The organism is Klebsiella scottii (assembly GCF_036561945.1).
Classification (GTDB): domain Bacteria; phylum Pseudomonadota; class Gammaproteobacteria; order Enterobacterales; family Enterobacteriaceae; genus Klebsiella; species Klebsiella scottii.
The window spans coordinates 1,771,491-1,796,753 of record NZ_JARXNI010000020.1 but is presented as its reverse complement, the minus strand read 5'-3'; the positions used below and the strand labels follow the sequence as shown (position 1 = coordinate 1,796,753).

The 25,263-nt window shown below is 57.0% G+C and carries 25 protein-coding genes; 21 read left to right on the top strand and 4 right to left on the bottom strand.

Features of this window, described 5'->3' with window-relative positions; translation table 11 throughout:
• Positions 1-60: 60 nt before the first annotated feature.
• The 5 genes from ycaC (at position 61) to rimL (ending at position 5,275) form a co-directional block, all read left to right on the top strand.
• Positions 61-684 (top strand): isochorismate family cysteine hydrolase YcaC, encoded by a 624-nt coding sequence (gene ycaC, locus QFI97_RS16105; protein WP_095097421.1) that lies wholly within the window; start codon positions 61-63, stop codon positions 682-684.
• A gap of 144 nt (positions 685-828) precedes the next feature.
• A complete protein-coding gene (locus QFI97_RS16100) occupies positions 829-1,998 on the top strand; it encodes a pyridoxal phosphate-dependent aminotransferase (RefSeq protein WP_346431578.1) in 1,170 nt (389 codons plus the stop codon).
• An 11-nt stretch (positions 1,999-2,009) separates the two neighbouring features.
• Positions 2,010-2,783, top strand: coding sequence for an ABC transporter substrate-binding protein (locus QFI97_RS16095; protein ID WP_331835315.1), 774 nt, complete (start codon positions 2,010-2,012; stop codon positions 2,781-2,783).
• A 190-nt stretch (positions 2,784-2,973) separates the two neighbouring features.
• On the top strand, positions 2,974-4,629 hold the full coding sequence (locus QFI97_RS16090; protein WP_095097430.1) for a glucan biosynthesis protein D: 1,656 nt from the start codon (positions 2,974-2,976) through the stop codon (positions 4,627-4,629).
• A 67-nt stretch (positions 4,630-4,696) separates the two neighbouring features.
• Positions 4,697-5,275 (top strand): 50S ribosomal protein L7/L12-serine acetyltransferase, encoded by a 579-nt coding sequence (gene rimL / locus QFI97_RS16085; RefSeq protein ID WP_331835314.1) that lies wholly within the window; start codon positions 4,697-4,699, stop codon positions 5,273-5,275.
• Here rimL and ydcK read toward each other — a convergent pair.
• The gene (gene ydcK / locus QFI97_RS16080) at positions 5,267-6,253 is read right to left on the bottom strand and encodes a YdcK family protein (RefSeq protein WP_346431577.1); all 987 of its coding nucleotides are present in this window, start codon (positions 6,251-6,253) and stop codon (positions 5,267-5,269) included. The two genes, rimL and ydcK, sit on opposite strands and share 9 nt — an antisense overlap.
• A 111-nt stretch (positions 6,254-6,364) precedes the next feature.
• Here ydcK and tehA point away from each other — a divergent pair, with 111 nt between their 5' ends.
• Both tehA and tehB read left to right on the top strand, forming a co-directional pair.
• Positions 6,365-7,363: a dicarboxylate transporter/tellurite-resistance protein TehA gene (tehA, locus tag QFI97_RS16075; protein WP_346431576.1), complete on the top strand. Its 999-nt coding sequence runs from the start codon at positions 6,365-6,367 to the stop codon at positions 7,361-7,363.
• Positions 7,364-7,365: 2 nt separating this feature from the next.
• Complete coding sequence (gene tehB / locus QFI97_RS16070; protein ID WP_346431575.1) at positions 7,366-7,962, top strand: tellurite resistance methyltransferase TehB; 597 nt, start codon at positions 7,366-7,368, stop codon at positions 7,960-7,962.
• Here tehB and pepT read toward each other — a convergent pair.
• A complete protein-coding gene (gene pepT / locus QFI97_RS16065; protein WP_346431574.1) occupies positions 7,959-9,188 on the bottom strand; it encodes a peptidase T in 1,230 nt (409 codons plus the stop codon). The genes tehB and pepT overlap by 4 nt on opposite strands.
• Before the next feature lie 112 nt (positions 9,189-9,300).
• Between pepT and QFI97_RS16060 the strand changes: the two genes are divergently transcribed.
• The 13 genes from QFI97_RS16060 to QFI97_RS16000 all read left to right on the top strand — a co-directional run bounded on the left by QFI97_RS16060 (position 9,301) and on the right by QFI97_RS16000 (position 21,973).
• Positions 9,301-10,893, top strand: coding sequence for an ABC transporter substrate-binding protein (locus tag QFI97_RS16060; protein WP_095097448.1), 1,593 nt, complete (start codon positions 9,301-9,303; stop codon positions 10,891-10,893).
• A 141-nt stretch (positions 10,894-11,034) separates the two neighbouring features.
• Positions 11,035-13,641, top strand: coding sequence for a sigma 54-interacting transcriptional regulator (locus QFI97_RS16055; protein WP_346431573.1), 2,607 nt, complete (start codon positions 11,035-11,037; stop codon positions 13,639-13,641).
• A 112-nt stretch (positions 13,642-13,753) separates the two neighbouring features.
• Entirely contained in the window at positions 13,754-14,560 is an 807-nt protein-coding gene (locus tag QFI97_RS16050; RefSeq protein WP_428983850.1) for a sorbitol-6-phosphate dehydrogenase subunit, read from the top strand.
• A 22-nt stretch (positions 14,561-14,582) separates the two neighbouring features.
• Positions 14,583-15,005, top strand: coding sequence for a PTS sugar transporter subunit IIA (locus QFI97_RS16045; RefSeq protein WP_095097455.1), 423 nt, complete (start codon positions 14,583-14,585; stop codon positions 15,003-15,005).
• Positions 14,998-15,495, top strand: a complete 498-nt coding sequence (locus QFI97_RS16040; RefSeq protein WP_095098129.1) for a PTS sugar transporter subunit IIB — start codon at positions 14,998-15,000, stop codon at positions 15,493-15,495. The genes QFI97_RS16045 and QFI97_RS16040 overlap by 8 nt, the downstream gene beginning before the upstream one ends.
• A gap of 2 nt (positions 15,496-15,497) precedes the next feature.
• Entirely contained in the window at positions 15,498-16,235 is a 738-nt protein-coding gene (locus tag QFI97_RS16035; RefSeq protein ID WP_095097458.1) for a PTS mannose/fructose/sorbose/N-acetylgalactosamine transporter subunit IIC, read from the top strand.
• Positions 16,236-16,246: 11 nt separating this feature from the next.
• Positions 16,247-17,062 carry a PTS system mannose/fructose/sorbose family transporter subunit IID gene (locus QFI97_RS16030; protein ID WP_128878286.1) on the top strand — a complete coding sequence of 272 codons (816 nt, stop codon included), beginning with the start codon at positions 16,247-16,249 and terminating at the stop codon, positions 17,060-17,062.
• Positions 17,063-17,074: 12 nt separating this feature from the next.
• On the top strand, positions 17,075-18,226 hold the full coding sequence (locus QFI97_RS16025) for a mannitol dehydrogenase family protein (protein ID WP_346431572.1): 1,152 nt from the start codon (positions 17,075-17,077) through the stop codon (positions 18,224-18,226).
• A gap of 23 nt (positions 18,227-18,249) precedes the next feature.
• Positions 18,250-18,894, top strand: coding sequence for a DAK2 domain-containing protein (locus tag QFI97_RS16020; protein ID WP_346431571.1), 645 nt, complete (start codon positions 18,250-18,252; stop codon positions 18,892-18,894).
• The gene (locus tag QFI97_RS16015) at positions 18,894-19,901 is read left to right on the top strand and encodes a dihydroxyacetone kinase subunit DhaK (protein ID WP_346431570.1); all 1,008 of its coding nucleotides are present in this window, start codon (positions 18,894-18,896) and stop codon (positions 19,899-19,901) included. The genes QFI97_RS16020 and QFI97_RS16015 overlap by 1 nt, the downstream gene beginning before the upstream one ends.
• Positions 19,902-19,917: 16 nt before the next feature.
• Entirely contained in the window at positions 19,918-20,550 is a 633-nt protein-coding gene (gene hxlA, locus QFI97_RS16010; RefSeq protein WP_331835302.1) for a 3-hexulose-6-phosphate synthase, read from the top strand.
• A 10-nt stretch (positions 20,551-20,560) separates the two neighbouring features.
• The gene (hxlB, locus tag QFI97_RS16005) at positions 20,561-21,124 is read left to right on the top strand and encodes a 6-phospho-3-hexuloisomerase (protein ID WP_095097476.1); all 564 of its coding nucleotides are present in this window, start codon (positions 20,561-20,563) and stop codon (positions 21,122-21,124) included.
• A gap of 180 nt (positions 21,125-21,304) precedes the next feature.
• Positions 21,305-21,973, top strand: a complete 669-nt coding sequence (locus QFI97_RS16000; protein ID WP_095097479.1) for a DUF3313 domain-containing protein — start codon at positions 21,305-21,307, stop codon at positions 21,971-21,973.
• Between the two features lie 80 nt (positions 21,974-22,053).
• Here QFI97_RS16000 and QFI97_RS15995 read toward each other — a convergent pair whose 3' ends face one another.
• Positions 22,054-22,950, bottom strand: a complete 897-nt coding sequence (locus QFI97_RS15995; protein WP_095097482.1) for a DMT family transporter — start codon at positions 22,948-22,950, stop codon at positions 22,054-22,056.
• Positions 22,951-23,132: 182 nt separating this feature from the next.
• Between QFI97_RS15995 and QFI97_RS15990 the strand changes: the two genes are divergently transcribed.
• Complete coding sequence (locus QFI97_RS15990; protein ID WP_331835758.1) at positions 23,133-23,999, top strand: helix-turn-helix domain-containing protein; 867 nt, start codon at positions 23,133-23,135, stop codon at positions 23,997-23,999.
• Here QFI97_RS15990 and QFI97_RS15985 read toward each other — a convergent pair.
• Positions 23,979-25,145 carry a benzoate/H(+) symporter BenE family transporter gene (locus QFI97_RS15985; RefSeq protein ID WP_095097488.1) on the bottom strand — a complete coding sequence of 389 codons (1,167 nt, stop codon included), beginning with the start codon at positions 25,143-25,145 and terminating at the stop codon, positions 23,979-23,981. The genes QFI97_RS15990 and QFI97_RS15985 overlap by 21 nt on opposite strands.
• Positions 25,146-25,263: the final 118 nt, after the last annotated feature.

Here is a 25,263-nt window from a genome sequence, read left to right as displayed (position 1 = left end):
GCATCTGCCGGAGCGCCCGCTCTGGCAGGGATCGCCTGATGTTGATATGAGGAAAAGATCATGGCTAAACCGTACGTCCGTCTGGATAAGAGTAATGCAGCAGTGCTGCTGGTCGACCATCAAACCGGGCTGCTATCGCTGGTGCGCGATATCGACCCGGATAAATTCAAGAACAACGTCCTCGCCCTTGGCGACCTGGCAAAATACTTCGGCCTGCCCACGATCCTGACCACCAGTTTTGAAAATGGCCCCAACGGCCCGCTGGTGCCTGAGCTGAAAGCGCAGTTCCCGGATGCGCCCTATATCGCCCGCCCGGGCAATATTAACGCCTGGGATAACGAAGATTTCGTCAACGCGGTGAAAGCGACCGGCAAGAAGCAGCTGATTATCGCCGGGGTGGTCACCGAGGTTTGCGTGGCGTTTCCGGCGCTGTCGGCCATCGAAGAGGGCTTTGATGTCTTCGTGATAACCGACGCCTCGGGGACTTTTAATCCGATTACCCGCGATGCCGCATGGGATCGCATGTCGCAGGCCGGCGTGCAGCTGATGTCGTGGTTTGGCGCAGCCTGTGAGCTGCATCGCGACTGGAGAAATGATATTGAAGGGCTGGGGACGCTGTTCTCTAACCACATCCCGGATTATCGCAACCTGATGACCAGCTTTAACACCTTAACCAACAAGTAGTTCCTGCCACGGCCGGCCAGCGGCTGGCCGTTCTTCACTCTCAGCCATGATCAAAGCTCATGGCTACTATGACAACAATTCGTTTGTCGCCGTCAGCACCTTTAGATTGAATGGTTATGCAAATATAATGAGAAAGGATTAACCATGCGTCTCAGTTCTCCGGTGACCACCCGCTCCAAACTACCCGATGTCGGCACGACCATTTTTAGCGTAATCGGCCAGCTCTCCGCGCAGCATAATGCGATCAACCTTTCTCAGGGGGCGCCCAATTTTGCCTGCGATACCCGGCTGGTTGAGGGGGTGACGCGGGCGATGGCCGAAGGGCATAACCAGTATGCGCCGATGACCGGGCTGCGCGTGCTGAAAGAGCGCATCGCCGAGAAAATCGCCGCGCTCTACGGCACCCGCTACCACGTTGACGACGAAGTGCTGATTACCGCCAGCGCCAGCCAGGGGCTCTACTCCGCCATCGGCGGGCTGGTGCATCCCGGCGATGAGGTTATCTATTTCGAGCCGGCGTTCGACAGCTACGGGCCGATCGTCCGCCTGCAGGGCGCCACGCCGGTGGCGATCAAGCTGACGGTGCCCGATTTTGCCATCGACTGGGACGAAGTCGCCGCCGCCATCACGCCGCGGACGCGGATGATCGTGATCAACACGCCACACAATCCCAGCGGCCAGGTGCTCTCCGCCGACGATTTAGCCCGCCTGGCGGCGCTGACCCGCAATACCGATATCGTTATTTTGTCGGATGAGGTGTATGAGCACGTGGTCTTCGACGGGGCGCAGCACCACGGGATGGCCACCCATCCGCAGCTGGCGGAGCGCAGCGTAATCGTCTCTTCCTTCGGTAAAACCTATCACGTGACCGGCTGGCGGGTGGGCTACTGCGTCGCGCCGGCGGCGCTGATGGATGAAATCTGCAAGGTCCACCAGTTTCTGATGTTTTCGGCCGATACGCCGATGCAGTACGCGTTTGCTGAGCAGATGACCGACCCGCAATCCTGGCTGGGGCTGGCGGCGTTTTATCAGCAAAAGCGCGATTTGCTTCAGCGGCAGCTGGCGGATTCGCCGTTCCGCCTGTTGCCGAGCGCCGGCTCCTTCTTCATGCTGGCGGACTATAGCCACTTCAGCGACGAAAGCGACAGCGAGATGGTGAAGAGGCTGATCGTCGACTACGGCGTCGCCACTATTCCGCTGTCGGCGTTTTACGCAGATGGTACTGATAACAAACTGATTCGCCTCTCTTTTGCTAAAGATGAAGCCACGTTACGGGCCGGCGCGCAGGCGCTGTGTCACGTTAAGCCGCGTTAAGGAGCCACACGATGAAAATAAAAGCCCTTACCCTCGCTTTGGGGATGATTTGTACCTTCTCTTCGCTTGCCGCCAGCGAATTACGCTACGGCGTGGAAGCGGAATATCCGCCGTTTGAAAGCCGCAATACGGCCGGGGAGCTGGAAGGTTTCGATATTGATCTCGGAAATGCCATTTGCCAGGCGGCCCAGCTGCAGTGCAGCTGGGTGGAGACCTCGTTTGATGCGCTGATCCCGGGGCTGGTGGCGAAGAAATTCGACGCGATTAACTCGGCGATGAACATTACCGAACAGCGGCGCAAGAGCATCGACTTTACCCAGCCGATTTATCGCATCCCGTCGCAGCTGGTAGGGAAAGCCGACAGCGGCATGCAGGCCACTCCTGAAGGGCTGAAGGGGAAAACCATCGGCGTGCTGCAGGGGTCGATTCAGGAAACCTATGCCAAAGAGCATTGGGAAAAACACGGCGTCAGCGTGGTCTCCTATAAAGACCAGAATATGGCGTGGGCCGACCTGCTAAACGGGCGCATCGACGCTTCGCTGGTGATGTCCGCCGCCGGGCAGGCCGGATTCCTCAGCAAGCCGCAGGGCAAAGGCTTTGGCTTTATCGGCAAACCGGTTGCTGACGATACGATCCTCGGCAGCGGGATTGGCTACGGTCTGCGCAAGGGCGATGAGGCGACGAAAAAGCAGCTCGATGCGGCGATTGATAAAGTGCGCGCCGACGGCACCATCGCCCGGCTGGCGGCGAAATACTTCCCGGGCATCGACGTCAGCGTGAAATAGTGCGTCATTCTCCCGCCGGTTTATCCGGCGGAGAATTCAGTCTGGTCCGGTGGACATATTTTTTTCACGTTTTTTCTGTCGCCAACAATTGGATTATTAATCGTTTTTGTCTAGAGTGAGCGAAATTCACGACGCATCTGTTTGTCGCGTTGCCTCTCAATTGGCACAACAGAAGGACGCTTTCTCAGGCATGAACCGCAGACGTTTTCTTAAATCTTCCATGGCAGTTGCCGCCGTATGCGGGACGTCAGGAGTCGCCTCTCTTTTCTCAAAAGCCGCGCTTGCTGAAGAATCAGGCATCGCCGATGGGCTGACGCGCCGCTTTGACTTCTCCGTGTTACAAGGGATGGCCCACGATCTCTCCCGTCAGCCCTGGGGCGGCGCTCCGCGCGACCTGCCGCCGACGCTGGCGAATCTGACGCCGCAGGCCTATAACAGCATCCAGTACGATGCCGGGCACTCGCTGTGGAACAACATCGAAGATCGCCAGCTGGATATCCAGTTCTTCCACGTCGGAATGGGCTTTCGCCGCCGGGTGCGCATGTTCTCCCTCGATACGCAGAGCCACCAGGCGCGTGAAATTCACTTCCGTCCGGAGCTGTTTAACTACAACGATGCCGGCGTAGACACCAAACAGCTGGTCGGGCAGACCGACCTCGGCTTCGCCGGGTTCCGCGCCTTCAAAGCGCCGGAGCTGGCGCGTCGCGATATCGTGGCGTTCCTCGGCGCGAGCTACTTCCGCGCGGTGGACAGCACTTACCAGTACGGGCTATCCGCCCGCGGCCTGGCGGTGGATACCTTTACCGACACGCCGGAAGAGTTTCCGGACTTTACCTCGTTCTGGTTTGAAACCGTCAAGCCGGGCGCCACCGTCTTTACCGTTTACGCGCTGCTCGACAGCCCGAGCGTAACCGGCGCCTACAAGTTTGTGATCAACTGCCAGGAGACGCAGGTGATCATGGATGTGGAGAACCACATCTACGCCCGCAAGGATATCAAGCAGCTCGGCATCGCGCCGATGACCAGCATGTTCAGCTGCGGCAACAACGAGCGGCGGACCTGCGACACCATCCACCCGCAAATTCACGACTCCGATCGTCTCGCCATGTGGCGCGGCAACGGCGAGTGGGTATGCCGCCCGCTGAACAACCCGCAGAAGCTGCAGTTCAACGCCTTCCAGGATAAAAACCCGCGCGGTTTCGGCCTGCTGCAGCTCGACCGCGACTTCTCGCACTATCAGGATATTATGGGCTGGTACAACAAGCGCCCAAGCCTGTGGGTCGAGCCGCGTAATCAGTGGGGCAAGGGCGCGGTCAGCCTGATGGAGATCCCGACCACCGGCGAGACGCTGGATAATATCGTCTGCTTCTGGCAGCCGGAAAAAGCGATCAAGGCGGGCGATGAGCTGGACTTCAGCTACCGCCTCTACTGGAGCGCGCAGCCGCCGGTCCGTTCGCCGCTGGCCCGCGTGCTGGCCACCCGCACCGGTATGGGCGGCTTCCCGGAAGGCTGGGCGCCGGGCGAGCACTATCCGGACAAGTGGGCCCGCCGCTTCGCGATTGATTTTGTCGGTGGAGACCTGAAGGCCGCGGCGCCGAGAGGCATCGAGCCGGTGATCACCCTCTCTAACGGCGAGGCGAAGCAGGTCGAAATCCTCTACGTCGAACCGTTTGACGGCTACCGCATCCTGTTCGACTGGTATCCGACTAACGACTCCACCGACCCGGTAGAGATGCGCATGTTCCTGCGCTGTCAGGGCGATGCGATCAGCGAAACCTGGCTGTATCAGTATTTCCCGCCCGCTGCGGACGAGCGTCGCTACGTCGATGACCGGGTTATGAAGTAACCGTCCTGCAGGCCGACCGGCCCGAACGCGCGCAGGTCGGCCTGCGCGCAGTGAGTGAGAGAGTGCGATGACCACAGAAAATACCCCCGCCGCGGAAGAGATCGTCGTGAACGACCGGCTGGTGCTGCGCGCCGTCGATGAACGTTACGTCACCGTCCTGCACCAGTTGGTGGAAAAAAACAAACGCTGGCTCCAGCACTCGCTGAGCTGGCCGGCGGCGGTGAGCGGCGAAGATGAAACCCGACGCCACGTGCAGGGCAACGTCATGCTGCATCAGCGCGGCTACGCCAAAATGTTTCTGCTGTTCCTGCAGGATGAGATGGTCGGCGTTCTGTCGTTTAACCAGATTGAACCGATCAATAAGACGGCCTATATCGGTTACTGGATTGACGAAAGCCACCAGGGGCAGGGGCTGCTCTCACAGGCGCTACAGGCCTTTATAGATTACTATGCGCGCAGCGGCGTCGTGCGCCGCTTCGTGATTAAATGCCGGGTGGCTAACCGCAAAAGTAATCAGGTGGCCCTGCGCAATGGATTCACCCTCGAAGGCTGTCTGCAGCAGGCTGAATACCTGAACGGCTCCTATGACGACCAGAATATCTACGGGCGGATTATCGATTGTCACCCCGGCCAGGATTTACGGTGACAGAAATCCGGCCAACGGCGTGCGGGTAATATGCTCGTCGCCGTTGATCACCTTGCGGCCGCGCAGATGAATCGCATCTCCGCTGCTGGCTTCAATCAGCGCATGATCGGTAATTTCCACCTGATGCTCGATCACCACGTCGCCGCTGATGCAGGCGTGGCCCTGAATTAGCACTTCATCATCCAGCAGAATGGGGCCGCCGCAGAGCCGGGCGTGGCCGCCCACCATCACCCGATGCTTGAGCAGGCAGTTGCCCTCAACCACGGCGTTTTCCGCCACCTGAGAGCTGTAGCGCAGGGTCGGGATGGCATCCTCTTCGCGCCCGGCGATAAGCCGCGCATGGTCATACACTCGCGCATTATCGCAAACCCAGACGTCGTTAATCTCATTGCCCTCCAGCCGGGCGTGGTCGAAAATCTCCGCCCGATGCTCAACAAAGGCCCGTTCGACGAAGGCGTCGCCGTAAATTTGCGCCTGATGGACGATCCGCGAGGCGCTGACCGTGGCCCGCTGGTAAATTTGCAGGATTTTATCACCGTCGCCGGTGAGGCCCTGAGCGGCGATAATCAGGCAGCGGGGGAGGATCCGCGCCTCGTCGGCCAGCCGGCAGTGGCCGCGTATCTCGGAACCGGTCACGGTGACGTTGTCACTAATATGGGCGTGGTGGCTGACGCGGGCGTCCTCCAGCCGGGCATTGCCGCCGATGAGGGCGCAGTGGCTGATGGTGCAGGTGCCGCTGAGCCGCGCGTTGCCTTCAACCCGCGCGCCGGCGAAAACGGCGCTGTTGGCGTCGTAGATCCAGCACTCTCCCTCCTGGCTCAGGGCCGCCTCGTCGTCCAGCCAGCCGCCCTCGCTGCCGCTTTTGACGTCGGCGAAATCACGTAAGGCCACAATTTGCCTCAGATTTACGCTATGTTTAACCCCGTCCTGCTGGTAGTGAAACTGGCGAACCTGCGCGCCCAGGCAATATTTATTCATCAGCGGCTCCCTTTACTTTTGCTTAACACAAACATAGCAAAAATCTCCGTAGCGCGTTTTTGAAGGTTCTTTTAAAATGCACCTTAAAGATAAATTGAAAAATTAAATAAAATGAATAAAAAAGAGTCGGAGCAGCGGGTGCTGAATCTACCTGCGGGCTATTTCGGGATGGTTCTGGGCATTATTGGAATGGGTTTCGCGTGGCGCTATGCCAGCACTATCTGGCCGCTAAGCCGCAGCGTTGGCGATGGTCTGGTGCTGCTGGCGGCCGCAATATGGGCGCTGCTGGCGGCCGCTTTTATCACCCGCGCGGTGCGCTTTCCGGGGAGCGTGCGTCAGGAGATGCGCCACCCGGTCGCCAGCAGCTTCGTCAGCCTGTTTCCGGCGACCACCATGCTGGTCTCTATCGGCTTCGTGCCGTGGTGCCGCCCGCTCTCGCTGGGGCTGTTTATCGTCGGCGTGGCGCTGCAGCTCTCCTATTCGGCCTGGCAAAGCGCCGGGCTGTGGCGCGGCAGACACCCCAGCGACGCGACGACGCCGGGTCTGTATCTGCCGACGGTGGCCAATAACTTCATCAGCGCTATGGCCTGCGGCGCGCTGGGCTTTAACGATGCCGGGCTGGTTTTCCTTGGCGCCGGGATTTTCTCCTGGCTGAGCCTGGAGCCGGTCATTTTGCAGCGGCTGCGCAGCGACGGCGAGCTGCCTGCCGCTCTGCGCACCTCGCTGGGCATTCAGCTGGCGCCCGCGCTGGTTGCCTGTAGCGCCTGGCTGAGCGTCAACGGCGGGGAGGCGGACACCTTCGCTAAGCTGCTGTTCGGCTACGGCCTGCTGCAGCTGCTGTTTATGCTGCGGCTGATGCCGTGGTATCTGCAGCAGCCGTTCAACGCCTCGTTCTGGAGCTTCTCGTTCGGCATCTCGGCGCTGGCGACGACCGGGCTGCATCTTGGGCATAGCCAGCCGAACGGCTTTTTCCACTTTTTGGCTATTCCGCTGTTCGTCTTTACCAATCTGATTATCGGGCTGCTGTTGATTCGCACTTTCCTGCTGCTGGTGCGCGGTAAGCTGCTGATCCGCGTCGAGCGCGCCACTCTGTTAAAAAATAAGGATTAAGCATGACTATCCGTGACGAAAACTACTTTACTGAAAAATATGGTATGACCCGCACCCACTCCGAAGTGGTGCACGCCGCGACGCTGATGCCGCCGGGCAAAACGCTGGATCTCGGCTGCGGTAACGGACGCAACAGCCTCTACCTGGCGGCCAACGGCTATGACGTTACCGCCTGGGATAAAAACCCGGCGAGCATCGATAATCTGGAGTCCATCCGGGCGCAGGAGGGGATTGATAACCTGCAGTCGGCAATCAAGGACCTCAATACCCTGAGCTTCGACGGCGAGTACGATTTTATTCTCTCCACCGTGGTGATGATGTTCCTCGAAGCGAAAACCATTCCCGGCCTGATCGCCAATATGCAGCGCTGCACCCGGCCGGGCGGCTATAACCTGATCGTGGCGGCGATGGATACCGAAGATTATCCGTGTACCGTTGGCTTCCCGTTCGCCTTTAAACCGGAAGAACTGCGCAACTATTACGCCGGCTGGACGTTCCTCAGGTACAACGAAGAGGTCGGTGAGCTGCACCGCACCGACGCCAACGGTAATCGTATCAAGCTGCGCTTCGCCACCATGCTGGCGCGGAAACCGGCCTAGCGCGCCGCCAGCAGGCAGAGCTGGAACGCGGTGTGGTAAGAGGCCTCAAAGGCGCGTAGCGGCAGAAACTCAAACCGTGAGTGGAAGTTGTGCGCGCCGGTAAAGAAGTTCGGCGTCAGCAGGCCTTTGGCCGATAGCGCCGCGCCGTCGGTGCCGCCGCGCATCGGCGTCGGCCTGGGCGTAATCCCCAGGCTCTCCATCGCGGTAAACAGCAGGTCGATGGCCCGGCGGTCCTCCCCCAGCGCATTGCTGATATTGCTGTAGGTATCGCTCACCTGGAAGTCAACTTTTGCCGTTGGATACCGCGCGGCGATTTTGGCCGCCACCTCGCCGATCTGCTGCTTGCGGCGGTTAAAGTCGTCGAGGTCAAAATCGCGAATGCTGGCCTGCAGCAGGGCGCTGCTTTGGTCCCCCTGAATACCGTTAAACCACACGTAGCCTTCGCGGCCGGCGGTGTGTTCGGGGGTCTGCTGGCGATCGAAGTGGCTGATGTACTCGGTGGCCATCAGCAGGGGATTGACCAGCACGCCTTTCGCCGACATCGGATGCGCGGTGACGCCGGTAAAGCGGATTTCCGCCGCCGCGGCGTTGAAGTTCTCATAGACAATCTCCCCCAGCTCGCAGCAGTCGATGGTCCACGCGAAATCGACGGCGAAACGGTTAAGGTCGAGCGCCTTGGCGCCGCGCAGGCCGACTTCTTCATCCGGGACGAACGCCACCACGATATCGCCGTGGCGGTCCTGCGGCGTCAGGCTTTCCAGCACCGTCATCACCACCGTCACCGCCGACTTGTTATCGGCCCCCAGCACGCTGGTGCCGTCGCTGAAAATAATCTCTTCCCCAGGATAGGCGAGGATCTCCGGATGTTCGGCAACCCGCAGCCAGATCTCTTTTTCCGCATTCAGGCACAGGTCTTCACCGTTGAAGCGCAGGATCTGCGGGTGAATATCCGGCGACAGCCCGACGTCTACGGTATCGATATGGGTGATAAAACCGATCCTCGGCGCCCCGGGAACGTTGCCTCTCTTCACCGCGGTAACGGTCGCATGCTCATCAATTTCGATATCGTCCAGGCCCAGCAGGCGCAGCTCCTGCGCCAGTTCGCGCGCCATCTCGTGCTGTCCTGCGGTGGTTGGTAGCGTGGTGGCGCGAGGGTCGCTTTGGCTGCTGATCGCGAGGTAGCGGAAGAAGCGCTGGGTGAGCCGTTCGGCGAGTGGAGATGACATAGTCGTTCCTTATTTATTATTTTTTCAGGTGTTTGCAATCAGGCTTTAGTGTTATGTATGGATAAGAAAACAACAAGCTATTCATTAGCTGACAAATTAAAAAGGAAACCCAATGCAACGCAAACTCACAACGCTTGCCCTGGCATTCGCCGCTCTGACGGTTAGTTCCACCGTCGCGGGCAAAACCCTGGTTTACTGCTCCGAAGGATCGCCGGAGAACTTCAATCCTCAACTCTACACCTCCGGTACCAGCGTCGACGCCAGCGCGGTCCCGGTGTATAACCGGCTGGTGGACTTTAAGGTGGGCACCACCGAGCTGCAGCCGAGCCTCGCCGAAAGCTGGGAGGTCAGCGAAGATGGCAAAACCTACACCTTCCATTTGCGCAAGGGCGTGAAGTTTCAAAGCAACAAGTATTTTACCCCCACGCGCGACTTTAATGCCGATGACGTTATCTTCTCCTTTATGCGGCAAAAGGACGCGAAGCATCCTTACCATAACGTCTCCAACGGCAACTATTCCAATTTTGAAAGCCTCGAATTTGGTCAGCTGATTACGGCGATTGACAAGCCTGATGAATATACGGTGCGCTTTACCTTAGCCCATCCCGAAGCGCCGTTTGTTGCCGATCTTGGCTGGTATTTCGCCTCTATTCTGTCGGCGGAGTATGCCGATGCGATGCTTAAAGCGGGCACTCCGGAGCGCGTCGACAACGATCCAATCGGCACCGGGCCGTTTAAGCTCGCCCAGTATCAAAAAGATTCGCGCATTCTTTATACCGCCTTCCCGGAATATTGGCAGGGCAAAGCGAAGATCGACCGCCTGATATTTAGCATTACTCCGGACGCCTCGGTGCGTTACGCCAAACTGGAAAAGAACGAATGCCAGGTTATGCCGTTCCCTAACCCGGCGGATCTGCCGAGAATGAAGGAAAATAATAATATTAATTTGCTGAGTAAGGCGGGTCTGAATACCGGATTCCTTGCTTTCAATACCCAAAAGCCGCCGCTGGATAATGTCAAAGTGCGCCAGGCGCTGGCGCTGGCGATTAATAAACCGGCGATTATCGAAGCCGTATTCCACGGCACCGGTACGGTGGCGAAAAATCTGCTGCCGCCGGGCGTCTGGAGCGCGGACGCGGAGCTGAAAGATTATGACTATGACCCGCAAAAAGCCAAAGCGCTGCTGCAGGAAGCGGGGATGGCCAACGGCCTGACTATCGACCTGTGGGCGATGCCGGTCCAGCGCCCGTATAACCCCAACGCTAAGCGCATGGCGGAGATGATTCAGGCGGACTGGGCGAAAATCGGCGTGCAGACCAAAATCACGACCTACGAGTGGGGGGAATACCTCAAGCGCGTTAAGGACGGCGAGCATCAGGCGGCCCTGATGGGCTGGACTACCGCGACCGGCGATCCGGATAACTTCTTCGGGCCGCTGTTTACCTGCCAGTCGGCCAACGGCGGCTCCAACTCGGCGAAGTGGTGCTATCAGCCGTTCGATAAGCTGATTAGCGAGGCGAAATCGATAAGCGATCGTCCCCAGCGCGAGGCGCTCTACAAGCAGGCGCAGCAGATGATGCACGATCAAATGCCGGCGGTCATGATTGCCCACTCGACTATTTTTGAACCGGTGCGCAAAGATGTTTCCGGCTATGAGATTGACCCTTTTGGTAAGCATATTTTTTATCAGGTTGATATAAAATAAACTCCGCCCGGCCTGGAAACAGGCCGGGCGTTTTTTATTGAAACTGTGAGATGGATTGGTTTCACACCGCTGACTTCTTGCTAAAGCCCGTTTAAAGCAACATGGTGCCCATCTGGAATGCCGGGAACTGCGGGTGAAACGATGTCAGCCAAAGAAAATCTTTATCGCAAACTGAATACCCTTTATCGCGATGGCGTATCAGGATTTACCACGCGTGATTGTGAATCCTTTACGTCCGCGAGCCGCAGCGTTATTAGTCTTTATCTCAATCAGCTTTGCGATGAAGGTTATTTGCGCAAAGAGGCCACGCGCCCCGTGCGCTTCTGGCTAACGGACCGCATACCTTCCGTCGCCGATGATGAGCCGCAGAGCCCCGGCGTATTCCAGTCGCTGATTGGCGCCAACGGTAGCCTGAAACATGCCGTTGAGCTGTGCCTCGCCGCGGTCAGCTATCCCGACGGCGGCCTGCCGGTATTGATTACGGGGGAAAGCGGCGTCGGCAAAAGTTACCTGGCGCAATTGCTGCACCAGCACGCGGGAACGGTGGGGATTATCTCATCGCAGGTAAAATTAATAGAACTAAACTGTGCCGATTACGCTAATAACCCGGAACTCTTGTCCGGGACCCTGTTTGGTTATATCAAAGGTGCCTTTACCGGCGCGGAAAAAAACAAATCCGGCCTGCTCGATGAGGCCGACGGCGGTTTTCTTTTTCTCGATGAAATACATCGTCTGTCGGCGGAGAACCAGGAAAAGCTCTTTTTATTTATGGATAAAGGCTATTTTTATCGTTTGGGGGATAACCGCCAGCCCCATCATGCGAAGGTTCGCTTTTTATTTGCGACGACTGAAAATAGTGAAAACGTACTGCTGACCACCTTCCTGCGGCGTATTCCCGTTACCGTTGAGCTACCCGGCTGGAACGCGCGCCCCTATATGGAACGGCTGGCGCTTATCTCACATTTTTTTGCCCGGGAAGCCCGGCGTTTTAAGCAGCGGGTCCATGTTGACGGTGCGCTGATCCGTCAGCTGCTCGCCACCCCGGCAAAAGGTAATATCGGTGAGCTAAAGAATCGCATCAAAGTTCTTTGCGCCTCGGCATGGGCGCAGCGCGGAGCGGAGGAGATAACTATCCGCAGCGCATCCGGCGTTCGCGGCGAGCACGATACGGTAACGTTTAGCGAGGGAGATGACGGGACGCTACCCGTAGATCTTCTGGCAACCTCCTGGATCACCCGCGATGAACAGCTGCTGGAGAATTTTTGTCGCGCCGCCAACGTGCCGCTGTTCGTCAATAAGCTGGAGGAGCACTCGAGCCTGCCCGGAGGCAATCTGTACCACGGGATCGTCTGGCAGCTGGTGCGGGATACGCTGCAGGAGTTTAGCGAGCTAACCGGTATTTCCGTTCCGGCAACGGCGGAGAAAGCGGTCTTTCATAGCCTGCAGTGGTGCCTGAGCAGGGAGGTCGATCCCGACAGCGTCGCGCGGCTCATCGGCGTGACCGGATATGTTCCTCAGCGGGCCCGGCTGCTGGCGGATGAATGTATTACCCTGTTTGCCAAACAGTTTCCCCGCACGCAGCTCGCCCTGATGAAACCACTGCTCAGCGCTATTTTTTATCATCAGATCGAGTCCGCGCCGCTGATTCAGGGCATCGTTGTCGCGCACGGGCGCGCGACGGCCTCAAGTATTGCCGGTACCGCCAACCGTCTGTTAGGCGGGTTCTACCTTAAGGCGTTTGATATGCCGCTGTCGGTGAATACCCGAGGCATTATTGCCCATCTGACCACCTGGATTAATCAGCTGGAAGAGCAGCACGGCATGATTATTCTGGTCGATATGGGATCGCTGCAGGATATTTATAGCGAAATAAAGCTGCATATCCAGGGCGACCTGCTGGTGATGAACAACGTCAGCACCTCAATGGCGCTGGATATTGCGGGAAAAATTCAGCATCAGCTGTCGATGAAGGCCGTTGTCGATAGTATTAAAGGCGCATGGGAGGTGGAGGCTCGCTACTATTCCGGCCTGCTGCAGGGCAATAAGATTATTATCTCCTGTATTTCCGGTGAGGGCGTATCGCGCCAGCTGCAAGAAATCACCCGCCGCTATATTGCTGATGAAACGCTGGAAATTGTGACCATGGAGTATGACGATCTGAAATGGAAACTCTCGAAAGCCGATAGCGCCTTGTACGGCACGCGTTTACTGATCACCACCACCGAGCTTAATGCCGGCTATATTCCGCAGGTTAATACCCGACAACTGATAAATGATAAGCCGGAACTGCTATGGAAGAACTATTTTTCAGATTTGCTCACCGCCGATGAGCTGCAAAAGATGATTGATGACATCGTCATTCTTTTTACCCTCGAAGGGGTGGTGAGTCATCTTACTTTTCTCAACCCGAATATCATCATTGAGGAAGTGGAGCAGGTTGTTAAGTATTTCGAGCTGAGCTACAGCATTCATTTTGAAAGCTATCTGAGAATCAATCTTTTTATGCATCTGGCGGCGTTAATTGAACGCCTGCTGACCCATGACGGCCTGACCCACCGCGATGCGTTTGAACTTAACGAACGCCAGCAGCGGTTTATGGCCCTGGTTCCGGATGCATTCCGCACGCTGATTAATAAATATCGTATCTCGCTGACAACCACTGAAGCGTTGATGATTTATGAACTGATGGAGCCGTGGATCGCGCTGCCCGAAGAGGAAGTGTTGAAAACAGGGCTGAATAGTGTTTAACGAAAAATCAACCTTAAACACTACCATTAACTTGTTGATAATATTATTTAAATAAACATGGCGCGTTAATTGTATTAGTCATTGCACTGACTCTCAACTGGAGATAATGCAAATGGCATCAACACAGTGGATCGCGCTTGGTCCCAAAGTGGTTATTGTTACCGGCGGCTGTTCAGGAATCGGCGAATGGATCGCCAAAGGGCTTGCCGGCAACGGCGCTCAGGTGGTGGTGGCGGATATTCAGCAGCCGGCGGCGGCGGCGGTTGTTAGCGGCGTTGATTACCGTCAGTGCGATATTACCGACCGGCCATCCGTATGCCGGCTGATCGCCGATGTCGTTGCGCGCTACGGGCGTCTTGATGGGCTGGTGAATAATGCCGCGGTTAATCGCGCGCGTCTGCTCGTCGATTATTACGGCAGCCAGCCTGAATATGAATTAAGCGATGATGATTTTGACTTTATGGTCAGAATTAACCAAAAAGGCCCTTTTATTTTTACCCAGGAAGCGGCGCGGATCATGATCGGGCAAAAATCCGGGGCGATCGTCAATATCGTTTCTGAAGCCGGCATCGAGGGTTCAAAGGGACAAAGCTGCTATGCCGCAACCAAAGCCGCGCTGCACGGCTTTACGCTCTCGTGGGCAAAAGAGCTTGGGGCCTTTGGCATTCGGGTCGTTGGCGTCGCGCCGGGCATCAATGAACCAACGCCGATGGGGAACGCTGTGCACCGTAAAGCGCTGGCCTATACCCGCGGCATGGCGTTCGCCAGTATAGACGAAGACTACAGCCACAAAATTCCCCTCGGACGACCCGGTCGTCTGGAAGAGATCGCCGATCTGGTGAGCTGGTTACTGTCGGACAGGGCCAGCTATATCACCGGAACGACGATTAATATCACCGGAGGGAAATCCCGCGGTTAATTATCTCTATCAGGATTTCTTTATGGATCAAAAGATTGCAGCACCCTGGATTCTGGTGATTTCTCACGGCGGCTTTGGCCGCGAGTTAGTTAAAAGCTGTGAAATGATTTTAGGCAAAATGGACAATGTTTACTGCTTTTCCCTTGAGCCGGGAATGGCGCCGGAGCAGCTCATGGATGATATTTCAGCATTACTTTCTGCTGCCCCGGAAAATATTATTATCTTCACCGATATCTATGCCGGTACGCCATCTAACGTGGCGGCTATTTTTGCCAAGCTCAGAGGCTATCCGGTTATTTGCGGCATGAACTTACCGATGTTAATTGAAGCGGAAATGCAGCGTGAAGAAGTGACTTTGTCAGAGCTTGTCTCGCGAATTATTGAAGCAGGAAACGGCAGTATCAAGAACATCACCTCTATAACTAATGGTAATGAATATGAATAATATAAAACTGGTCCGGGTCGACTTTCGACTGATCCACGGTCAGGTCATTACAAAATGGCGTAACATCATCGCAGCAACTGAAATTGTTATTGTTGATAATAAACTCTCGCAGGATAGCTTTCTGGCGGATATTTATGTGATGGCGGCGCCTCCGGGCGTTGATGTTCACGTGCTGTCAGAAGAGAGTTTCCTTTCGAGGCTTCACGATGGTTATTTTAGCAATGGCAAAAATAATGTGCTGTTGCTTTTTAAATCGATTGGCAACGTTAAGAGGCTGGTTGAGCGCGAGGTGCTATTTAGCTCCGTGCAGATTGGCGGACTTGGCGGTGGCGTGAACCGGCGCAGCGTCGTAAGCGGTATTTCGATCGATGAGCAGGATTTACAAGACCTGAAATATATACGGCAAGGTGGGGCAGAGGTTTATTTCCAGGTGACTCCGGAAGAAGTCAAATTAAGCCTGGATAAAGCCATTGCCCGGCTGGAGGGTTAATCATGGTTGAAGTCGCAATTTTTACCGGCATCTGGTACTGGATTTGTAAAACGGACGTTGGCTATGCCATCACCCACGCGATCCGCCAGCCGCTGTTCGCCTCGGTACTTATCGGCCTGATTATGGGGGATGTCACCCAGGCGGTTATTATCGGCGCCGCGATCCAAATTCTTTACATCGGCCTGGTGGCCGCGGGCTCGAACCTCCCCGCGGATGACTGCCTGGCGGGGCTGGTGGCTATTCCGCTGGCGCTGAATACGGGGCTGTCGCCGACGCTGGCGATCGCTATCGCCGTCCCGGTCGGCGTCATGGGGGTCTTTTTAGACCAGTTCCGCAAAACGGTCAATGCGGTATTTGTGCATATGGCCGACAGGTATGCCGAAGAGGGAAACGTCAGACAGATAAAAATGTGCGCTATCGTCTGGCCGACGGTCCTCGGTTTCTTTATTCGTTTCCCGGTTCCCTTTTTGGCCAACATGTATGGGAAAGACAGCATTACCGCTTTCCTGAATAGCGTTCCGGAGTGGTTGATTCACGGATTTAGCGTCGCCGGTGGGCTGCTGCCCGCGCTGGGATTCGCCCTGACCATTTTTGTGATTGGTAAAGCTGCGCTCCTGCCATGGTTTTTTATTGGTTACTTTCTGGTGCAGTTTAGCGGTATTCCGGTATTTGGCGCCGCTATTTTTGGTCTCAGCGCCGTTCTGCTTATCTCCTATTATCAAAACCAAAAAGGTGCCTGAGGATTAACGCTATGGACTCCAAAAAAATCACTGAAAAAGACGTTAAGAACAGCTGGCTTTATTACTACATCGTTGCTGAGATGGGCATCTCATACGAACGCCTGCAGGCCCTGGGATTCGTCACCGCAATTTTGCCGGTTTTGCAAAAACTGTATCCGGAAAAGGAGGACCTGAAGCAGGCGATTAAGCGTCACCTGGTGTTCTACAATACTGAAGCCGTCTACGGCGCGCCGATTAACGGTATTGTGATCGCGATGGAGGAGCAGAAGGCCAGGGGGGCCGATATTGATGATGACACTATTACCGGTATTAAAACCGGGCTGATGGGGCCGATGGCGGGAATAGGCGATTCAATTGACTGGGCAACCTTAAAGCCGATTATTTTTGGCCTTGCCGTCACCCTGTCAACCAACGGCAGTATTCTTGGCGCATTTTTCTTACTGATGCTGCCGCTGATCCAGATAATCGTCGGGCGCAATCTCGCCGCCTACGGCTACCGGGCGGGCCAGGCGTCAATTCGCGAAATACTGCAGTCGGGGCATATTCGCACCTTGATAAACGGCGCCAGCACCCTCGGGCTGTTTATGATGGGCGCGCTCTCGTCGACTTATGTGAAGTTAAGCACGCCGCTTCAGTTTAGCTTTGGCGACCAAAATAAGCCGTTTATTTTGCAGCAGGTGATTGACAACATTGTCCCCGGTATTTTACCGCTGCTGGCCGTATTCGGTATTTACTGGTGGCTGCTAAAACGCAATCAAAACTTTACGATTATTATGGTCCTGATTATTGCCGTCTCTATTTTTGGCGCTTTATTCGGCATATTCTGACAGGAGGTAAAGATGCGAGCTTTACATTTTGGCGCCGGCAGCATCGGGCGCGGGTTTATTGGCGATCTGCTGGCAGGATCTGGCTATGACATTACGTTCGTTGAGCGTAATGTCGAGCTTAACGCGCAAATAAACGCACAGCATGGCTACAATTTGTATCTTATAGAGAAAGAATACCAAAAAAAATTTATTCCTACCCTGCGCGCATTATCTCCGGAGAGCGACTTCCCGGCGGTTGTTCAGGCTATGGTTGATGCGGACCTGATTACGACCGCGGTGTGGGCGGATAATCTGCCGAAAATTGCCCCGCTGATACTGGCGGGGCTGCTCGCCAGGCGACGCGCCGGCCGCCCGCGCATCAACGTGCTGGCCTGTGAGAACGCGCTCCTCAACGGCGAGATCCTGCGTCGCGAAATTCAGCGCTGCGCCGGTAGCGAGATGGCTGAAATTGATGAGCTGGCCGCTTTTCCCAATACCGCGGTAGACCGCATGGTCCTGACCACCCGGCGGGAAGGGCTTGATGTCGTTGATATCGGCGTCGATTATGAACTGGTTATTGATAAAAACGGCCTCGTCGATGAGGGCGCGTTGCCTGTTAATGATGCTATTTATACCCACGATCTGCTTAAATATCTTGAGCGTAAACTCTATATTATTAACGGCGGACACGCGTGGGCCGGATATATCGGACATCTCAAAGGCTATCAGACGATGCAGGAAATCTTTAGCAATGATGGACTGCGGGCCGAAATACAACAGAGCATGCGCGAAACGGCACGATTGCTGCACCTGAAGTATGCTTTTCCGCTTGTCGAACTGGAGGTGTATATCCGCTTTGTTATCAAGCGTTTTAGCACTCCCGGCATCACGGACACCGTTCGCCGGGTATGCCGTTCGCCGATCCGCAAGCTGTCGCCTGAGGATCGACTGACCGCCCCCTGCGTACAGTGCGAGGCCGCGGGACTCCCCGCAGATTATTTAGTTAAGGGCCTTGCGGCCGCTCTACACTATTTCGATCCGCAAGATGAGCAAAGCGTTACTTTGCAAAAATATATCGCTGAACATAATGCGAGTCAGGCAATAACGCACTTTACCGGAATTCTACAAAATACGCGGCTACATGATGCGATTTTATTTCAATATGCAGCGCTAATGCCGCACTGATATTCTGATTTTTTGAGGTGATTATGTCTTTTACCAACAAAGACGGGCTTGCTATTGCCAAAAATATGATTGCCGTTATTCAGCAAAATAAAACCTGGCTGAGCGAAATAGACGGCGCCGCGGGCGATGGCGACCACGGCATCAATATGAATAAGGGGTTCACGCTGGCCGGACAGGCGCTAACGCCGGCAATGACCATGACCGAGGCTTTTCAGACTATCGGCGAGAAGCTGCTGAACGACATTGGCGGCTCAATGGGGCCTCTGTATGGCTGCTGGTTTGCCGGGCTCAGTCGCGGCGGCGCAGAGGAGGTGATTGACGCCGCCGTACTTCAGCGGATGTTCACTGGCGCGCTGGCCGATCTGCGTGAGCTCACCCCGGCAGGGCCCGGCGATAAAACGCTGCTCGACGTGCTGATCCCCGCCACCGATGCGCTTAGCTCGCTACTGGCTCGCGGGGAAGGCGAGATACGCGCTCTCGAATCAATGCGGCAAACGGCCAAGGACAGTTTTGCCGCGACGAGCGGCCTGGTTTCCCGGGTCGGCCGCGCCAGCCGTCTCGGAGAACGCAGCCGGGGCTGCCCCGATGCGGGAGCCGGCTCATCGATGCTGCTGCTGAGCGCTTTTGCCGACACAGCGATTGTATTAATCAATAAAGGGGAAAACTGATGCAACGATTTATAGATGACCCTGATGACGTCGTGGACGACATGCTGGCGGGCTTTCTGCTTGCGCACGGCAGCGAGGTGCAGCTGAGCGCTGAAAACCATCGCGTGGTGCACCGTCGTTCTGCTGCCGATATTGCCCCCCGCGTGGGGCTGGTCACCGGCGGCGGCAGCGGGCATGAACCGGCATTTTTGGGCTACCTCGGCGCCGGTATGCTGGATGCCGTGGCCGTTGGCGAGGTGTTCTCATCCCCGGTGGCCAACGCTTTCCTGGATGCGATGCGCATTGCCGATCGCGGCAGGGGCGTGGCCTGCCTGTTTGGCAACTATGCCGGCGACTCGATGAACGTCCAGATGGCGCTGAAACAGGCCCGGGAACTGGGCCACAGCGTCGCCATCGTCAAAGCGCGGGATGATATTGCCTCCGCGCCGCCGGAGCGGGCGGAGCAGCGGCACGGTATCGCCGGCGGCATCTTTATGTGGAAGGCGGCCGGCGCGGTGGCCGCGGCGGGCGGCTCGCTGGAAGAGACCGTCGCTGCCGCCAGCCTGGCGGCGAACAACACGCGCAGCGTCTGCGTCGGGCTGGCTCCATGCGCAATTCCGGCCGTAGGTAAGCCTAACTTTGCCATCGCCGACGGCACCTATGAGTTTGGTATCGGCCACCACGGCGAAGCCGGGAGCCACGTTTCCCCCTTAGCCAAAGCAGAAGAGATCGCCGCCGTGATGGTGGAGGCGTTGCTGGATGATTTTTCCCTGGCGGAGGAGCAAAGGGAGTTCGCCGTCATGGTCTCAGGCCTTGGCGCCACGCCGTTGATGGAACAGTATCTGATGGCGGGCCGTATCGGCCATCTGCTTGCTCTGCGCGGCCATCGTCTGTGGCGCAGCTACGTTGGCAACTATGTCACCTCGCTTGAAATGAACGGCCTGTGCCTGACGCTTTTACTGCTCGATGACTCCCTCAAAACCTACCTTGACGCTCCGGCTGCGGCCGTGGGCCTGGCATCTTTATAATCAAAAGGACGATACGATGAAACTGCAATTAGCTTTGGATGAATTACCTCTTGCTGAGGCGCTGGCGCTGGCGGAAAAACTCCGTGAGCACGTGGATATCATTGAAATCGGTACGCCGTTTGTTATTGCCCAGGGCATGGCGGCGGTTCAGCGCTTTCACGAACGCTTTCCCGAGAAGGAGCTGCTGTCCGACGAGAAAATTATGGATGGCGGCTACTTCGAAAGTAAGCTGGCTTTTGATGCGGGGGCAAATTACGTAACGACGCTCGGCGTCACCGATATTCTCACGGTGAAGGCCTGCCTGAGGGCGGCGGAAGAGGCCGGCCGCGATGTGGTGGTTGATATGATTTGCGTTGACGATCTGCCAACGCGTATTCGCGAGCTGGAGGACGCTGGCGTCCGACATCTTGCTGTCCATACCGGCGCCGATCAGCAGGCGGCGGGAAGAGAGCCGCTTGAAGACCTGCGGGTTATCAAACGGCACGCCAGGTATTCGCGCATCTCCGTCGCCGGCGGCATCAACAGCCGGACGATTGCGGACTATGTGGCGCTAAAACCTGACGTGGTGATTGTCGGCTCGGCCATTACCCGCGCCGAGGATCCGCTGGAAGAAGCGCGCCTGATTAAAGCGGCGATGGTTAACGCCTAAGGAGATGATGATGAAAAGCTGCGATAACCTGCTCGCTATTATCTCAGAACTGGCCGACGACGCCCGCCAGGTGGACGGCGATGCGGTGACGCGCCTTGGCGAGATGATCCTCACGGCCGAACGTATCTTTGTCGCCGGCGCCGGGCGTTCCGGATTTGCCGCGCGGGCTTTTTCTAACCGATTAATGCATCTTGGTTTTAGCGTCTGGTTTGTCGGTGAACCGACCACCCCGTCAATTCAGCAAGGTGATTTATTGATTGTCGGGTCGGGGTCGGGAGAAACCGGCAGCCTGGTGACGATGGCGCAGAAAGCCAGCGGGCAGGGCGCGCGGATTGCGACGCTAACCATTTATCCGGACCACACGATAGGCCGGCTGGCGGATGTGGCGATCCGTATTCCCGGCATTACGGCCAAAAGTGCGGAGTCATCGACAAAGGCGGCGACCATTCAACCCACCGGTTCTTCTTTTGAACAATTAAGCTGGCTTATATATGACAGTATAATTATTTATCTCAAAGATAAAACGGCGCAAAGCGATGCCCAGATGTTTAGCCGTCACGCGAATCTGGAATAAATCCGTCAGCTGATGCGCGGCTGCGATCGTGAATAGTATTTTTCTCAAGCCGGAAATAAATCCGCCCACCGTGGCGGATTTATTTTTGCCAACGCCTGGCGTTTCACCCTTTTTGTCACAACACTTACCCTGGTGTTTTGCTATAAACCGTGCCGACAACTGCATTTACAGGGATTCATCATGCGTACTCATTTTATATTTAAAGCCGCTGCTCTTGCTGGCCTGTTAGCCTTAACCGGCTGCGCTGCCAAAATTGCCCAACCGGATCGGTATTCAGGTTTTTTAAAAGATTATTCCAACTTAAAAGAGACGACCTCAGCATCAGGTAAAGCGGAACTGCGCTGGATTTCACCGGATTACAATCCGAAAAACTACGATAACGTGGTCTATAACCCCATCACCTATTACCCAATCCCTAAACCCTCTACCCAGGTTGGGGCCCAGGCGCTGAGCGATATTCTTACCTACGCCAATAAGCAGATGAAGCAGGCGATTGCCGAGCGTAAAACGCTGGCGACAACCGCAGGTCCGCGCAGCCTGATATTCCGCGGCGCCATTACCGGCGTGGATTCCAGCAAAGAGGGGCTGCAGTTCTATGAAGTGGTGCCGGTGGCGCTGGTGGTTGCGGGTACCGAAATGGCAACCGGGCACCGTACGATGGATACCAACCTCTACTTTGAAGGTGAGCTGATCGATGCCGGGACGAACAAGCCGGTGATCAAGATCGTGCGTAAAGGCGAGGGGAAAAAACTGGCCAACGAAAATACGCCGATGACCATTGATACCCTGAAGCAGGTTATCGACGATATGGCTATCGACGCGGTGAAATTCGACCCGACGCAGAAATAATCCCCCCGCGCCGTTCGCCGGCGCGGCTGAACGTCTCCCCGGCGGCATCGCTGCCGGGGAGTGCTGCTGACTCCCGCCAGTTACGCCAGCCTGCGGCGCAGGAACAACTGCTCCGGTCGGGCGAACATCACCAGATTACCCACCAGAATCAACGCCAGCCCGGCGACCGCGTTGCCGTGCCAGACGTAGCCTTCATAAAAGGTGGAGATCGTCAGCGCAACCAGCGGGAACAGCAGGGTGCTGTAGGCGGCCTTGCCGGCGCCGATTCGCCCGACCAGCGTGAAGTAGGCGCCGAAGGCGATAACGGAGCCGAACAGGGCCAGATAGAGCAGCGCGCCCATATAGCTCAGCGTCCACTGGGGCGAGAAATCATCGCCGCGTATCAGGGCGATTGCGCCCATCACCAGGGTTCCGTAGAGCATCGCCCAGCTGTTGGTGGTTAGCGTTTCCAGACCCCGGCGCTGGTGGCGGATGCTGAGCATATTCCCCAGCGAAAAGCCGTAGGTCCCCAGCGCGCTAAGGCCAATCCCCCACAGCAGAGAGGCGTTCAGGCCGTTGCGCGTCAGATCGTCCCAGAACAGCGTCACGATCCCGGCCAGCCCCAGCGCGGCGGCGAGCCAGAAACGACCCGGCGGCTGCTGGCGGAAGAAAATAAAGCCATTGATGGCGTTAAACAGCACCGCCATAGAAAAAATCACCGATTCAAGCCCGGTGTTGATATGCGCCGCAGCGGTATAAAAGCACCAGAAATTAAAACAGAACACGCAGCAGCCCTGCAGGACGCAGAACAGGTGATCGCGCAACGCCAGCGGACGCAGGCGGCGGGTGACCAGCAGAATCGCCAGCATGGTAAGGCTGGCGACGGCGAAGCGCCAAAAAATCGATACCGGCGCGGCAACCGGACCCTGCTGGAGAAAAATGGCAATCCACGTCGTGCCCCAGATAACGACGACCAGCCCATAGAGTAATGCGTTCAAAATATCTCTCCCGTAAGAACACTCGCGGGCAGTGTGGCGGCTTTTCGCCCGCGCCGCTGTCACCATCTTGTTACGGACTTGCAAATTCTTGCGCTTATTTTGTTTTAAGGGGCCGGGAGGTCTGGTATCCGCCGTCGACTCTCCATAGACTACGGGTTTGCGGAATCTGATTTGTGAAGGCTATGGCTTACGGGACTTTCGAAACATTACGTCGACAAAAAGCCGTGCTGCGGGAAACGGTGGAGTTGAACTCCGGCATTCAACTGGCGGCGTGGTACAACAACCTCGATACGGTGACGGTACGCAGCGACCACCACACGCTGAGCCTGTACGTTGCCGACGGTTACGAAAGCTATCAGAAAACGCCGCAGGGCTGGAAAAACGGCGGCGGGCCGGACCGCTTCTGCCTGATGCCAAAGGGCGCTGAAAGTACCTGGGATATCCGGGGAGACCTCTCTTTTGTCCACCTGTACTGCACCGATGCGCATCTCAGACGCGTCGGGGAACAGATCTGGGACCGCAGCCCGGCATCGTTTAGCCTGCAGGAACAAACCTTTTCCCAGGATGATAAAATCACCGCGGTCTATCGCCAGTTTCTCCTCGACTACGACTGGCAGCAGCAGGCCAACCAGCTGACCTTAAGCTCCGCCAGCACGCTGCTGCTGACCCACCTGATCCAGCACTATTCGAACGTCCAGTGGCGCTTACCGACGGTCACCGGCGGCCTGGCGCCGCACGTTCTGCGCACGCTGCTGGCGTGGATTGAGGAGAATCTTGACCAGCCGCTGACGCTGGCCGAGCTGGCGCAGGAGACGGCGCTCAGCGAATATCACTTTGCGCGGATGTTCCGCCAGTCGATGAAAATGGCTCCGCATCAGTACGTGATGCAGCGCCGTATGGTTCGCGCGCAGGAGCTTATCTGCCACAGCGCCCGTTCGCTGACCGACATTGCGCTGGCCTGCGGTTTTAGCTCCGCCAGCCATTTCAGCAACCGCGTTAAAAGCGCCACCGGGCTGACGCCGTCGCAGCTACGCGCGGCGCAGCGCTGACAGCAGAGCGTAGCTCGCCCCGCCCAGCAGCAGGCCCCAGAAGGCCGAACCAATTCCCGCCAGGGTGATACCGCTGGCGGTGACCAGAAAGGTCACCACCGCCGCATCGCGCTCGCTCTCATGATTCAGAGCCTGAAACAGACTCCCGCCGATGGTACCCAGCAGCGCCAGCCCGGCGAGCATCTGGATCCACGCCGTCGGCAGCGCCGACATCAGCGCGGTAATCGAACCGCCGAAAAGACCGGCAAGCAGATAAAAACCGCCCGCCGCCGCCGCCGCAAGCCAGCGGCGCTGAGGATCGGGATGGGCGTCCGGACTTTGACAAATCGCGGCGGTGATCGCGGCAATGCAAATGGAATAAACGCCAAACGGCGACAGCAGCAGCGCCAGGCCGCCGGTCGCCACGATAAGCGGCGACGCCGGCACCGGATAGCCGGAGGCCTGCAGCGTGGCGAAGCCGGGGGCGTTTTGCGACGCCATAGTGACGAGGAAAAACGGCAGCCCGACGCTGAGCAGCAGAGAAGGGGTAAAGTGCGGCGTGATGAACGTCGGCGCAACGAACGAGAGGCTGAGATGTTCCCCGCTTACCTCGCCGCTGGCCCAGGCGATGGCGCCTCCCACCAGCAGCGCGGCGACAACCGCGAAGCGCGGGAGCAGGGCCTTGCAGATAAGCCAGGCGCCGAGCATGCCGCCGCAGAGGGCAAGATTACCCTGCAGGCTGGAGAAGGCCTGCAGGCCAAAACGCAGTAAAATCCCGGCCAGCATCGCCGCCGCCAGCGAGTGGGGGACGATTTTCATCAGGCGGGCAAACAGGCCGGTCACGCCGCAGAGCACGATTAAGGCGTTGGCAAAAACGAATACCCCCACCGCCTGCTCCAGCGTCACGCCCTGCAGCCCGCTTACCAGCAGCGCCGCGCCGGGAGTGGACCACGCGGTGAGGATTGGCACCTTACGCCACAGAGTCAGCGCGAGGGTGCTGACGCCCATACCTAATCCCAGCGCCGTCATCCAGCCGGCGATTTGCGCCGCATCGGCCCCCGCGGCGGCGGCGGCTTGCCAGATAATGGCCGCAGAGCTGGCGTAGCCGACCAGCACCGCGATAAAGCCGGCGAGCAGCGTCGGCAGCGGAAGGGAAAATGAGCGCATGATAACCTCTTGTGCGTTATAACATCCGATAAAATGTACCACCGTGCGCTATAGCGCACAAGGGGGGCAATCGGTAGCGCCTGCCGTCAGCGGAAAATGTGATCGCTATCGACTCCCG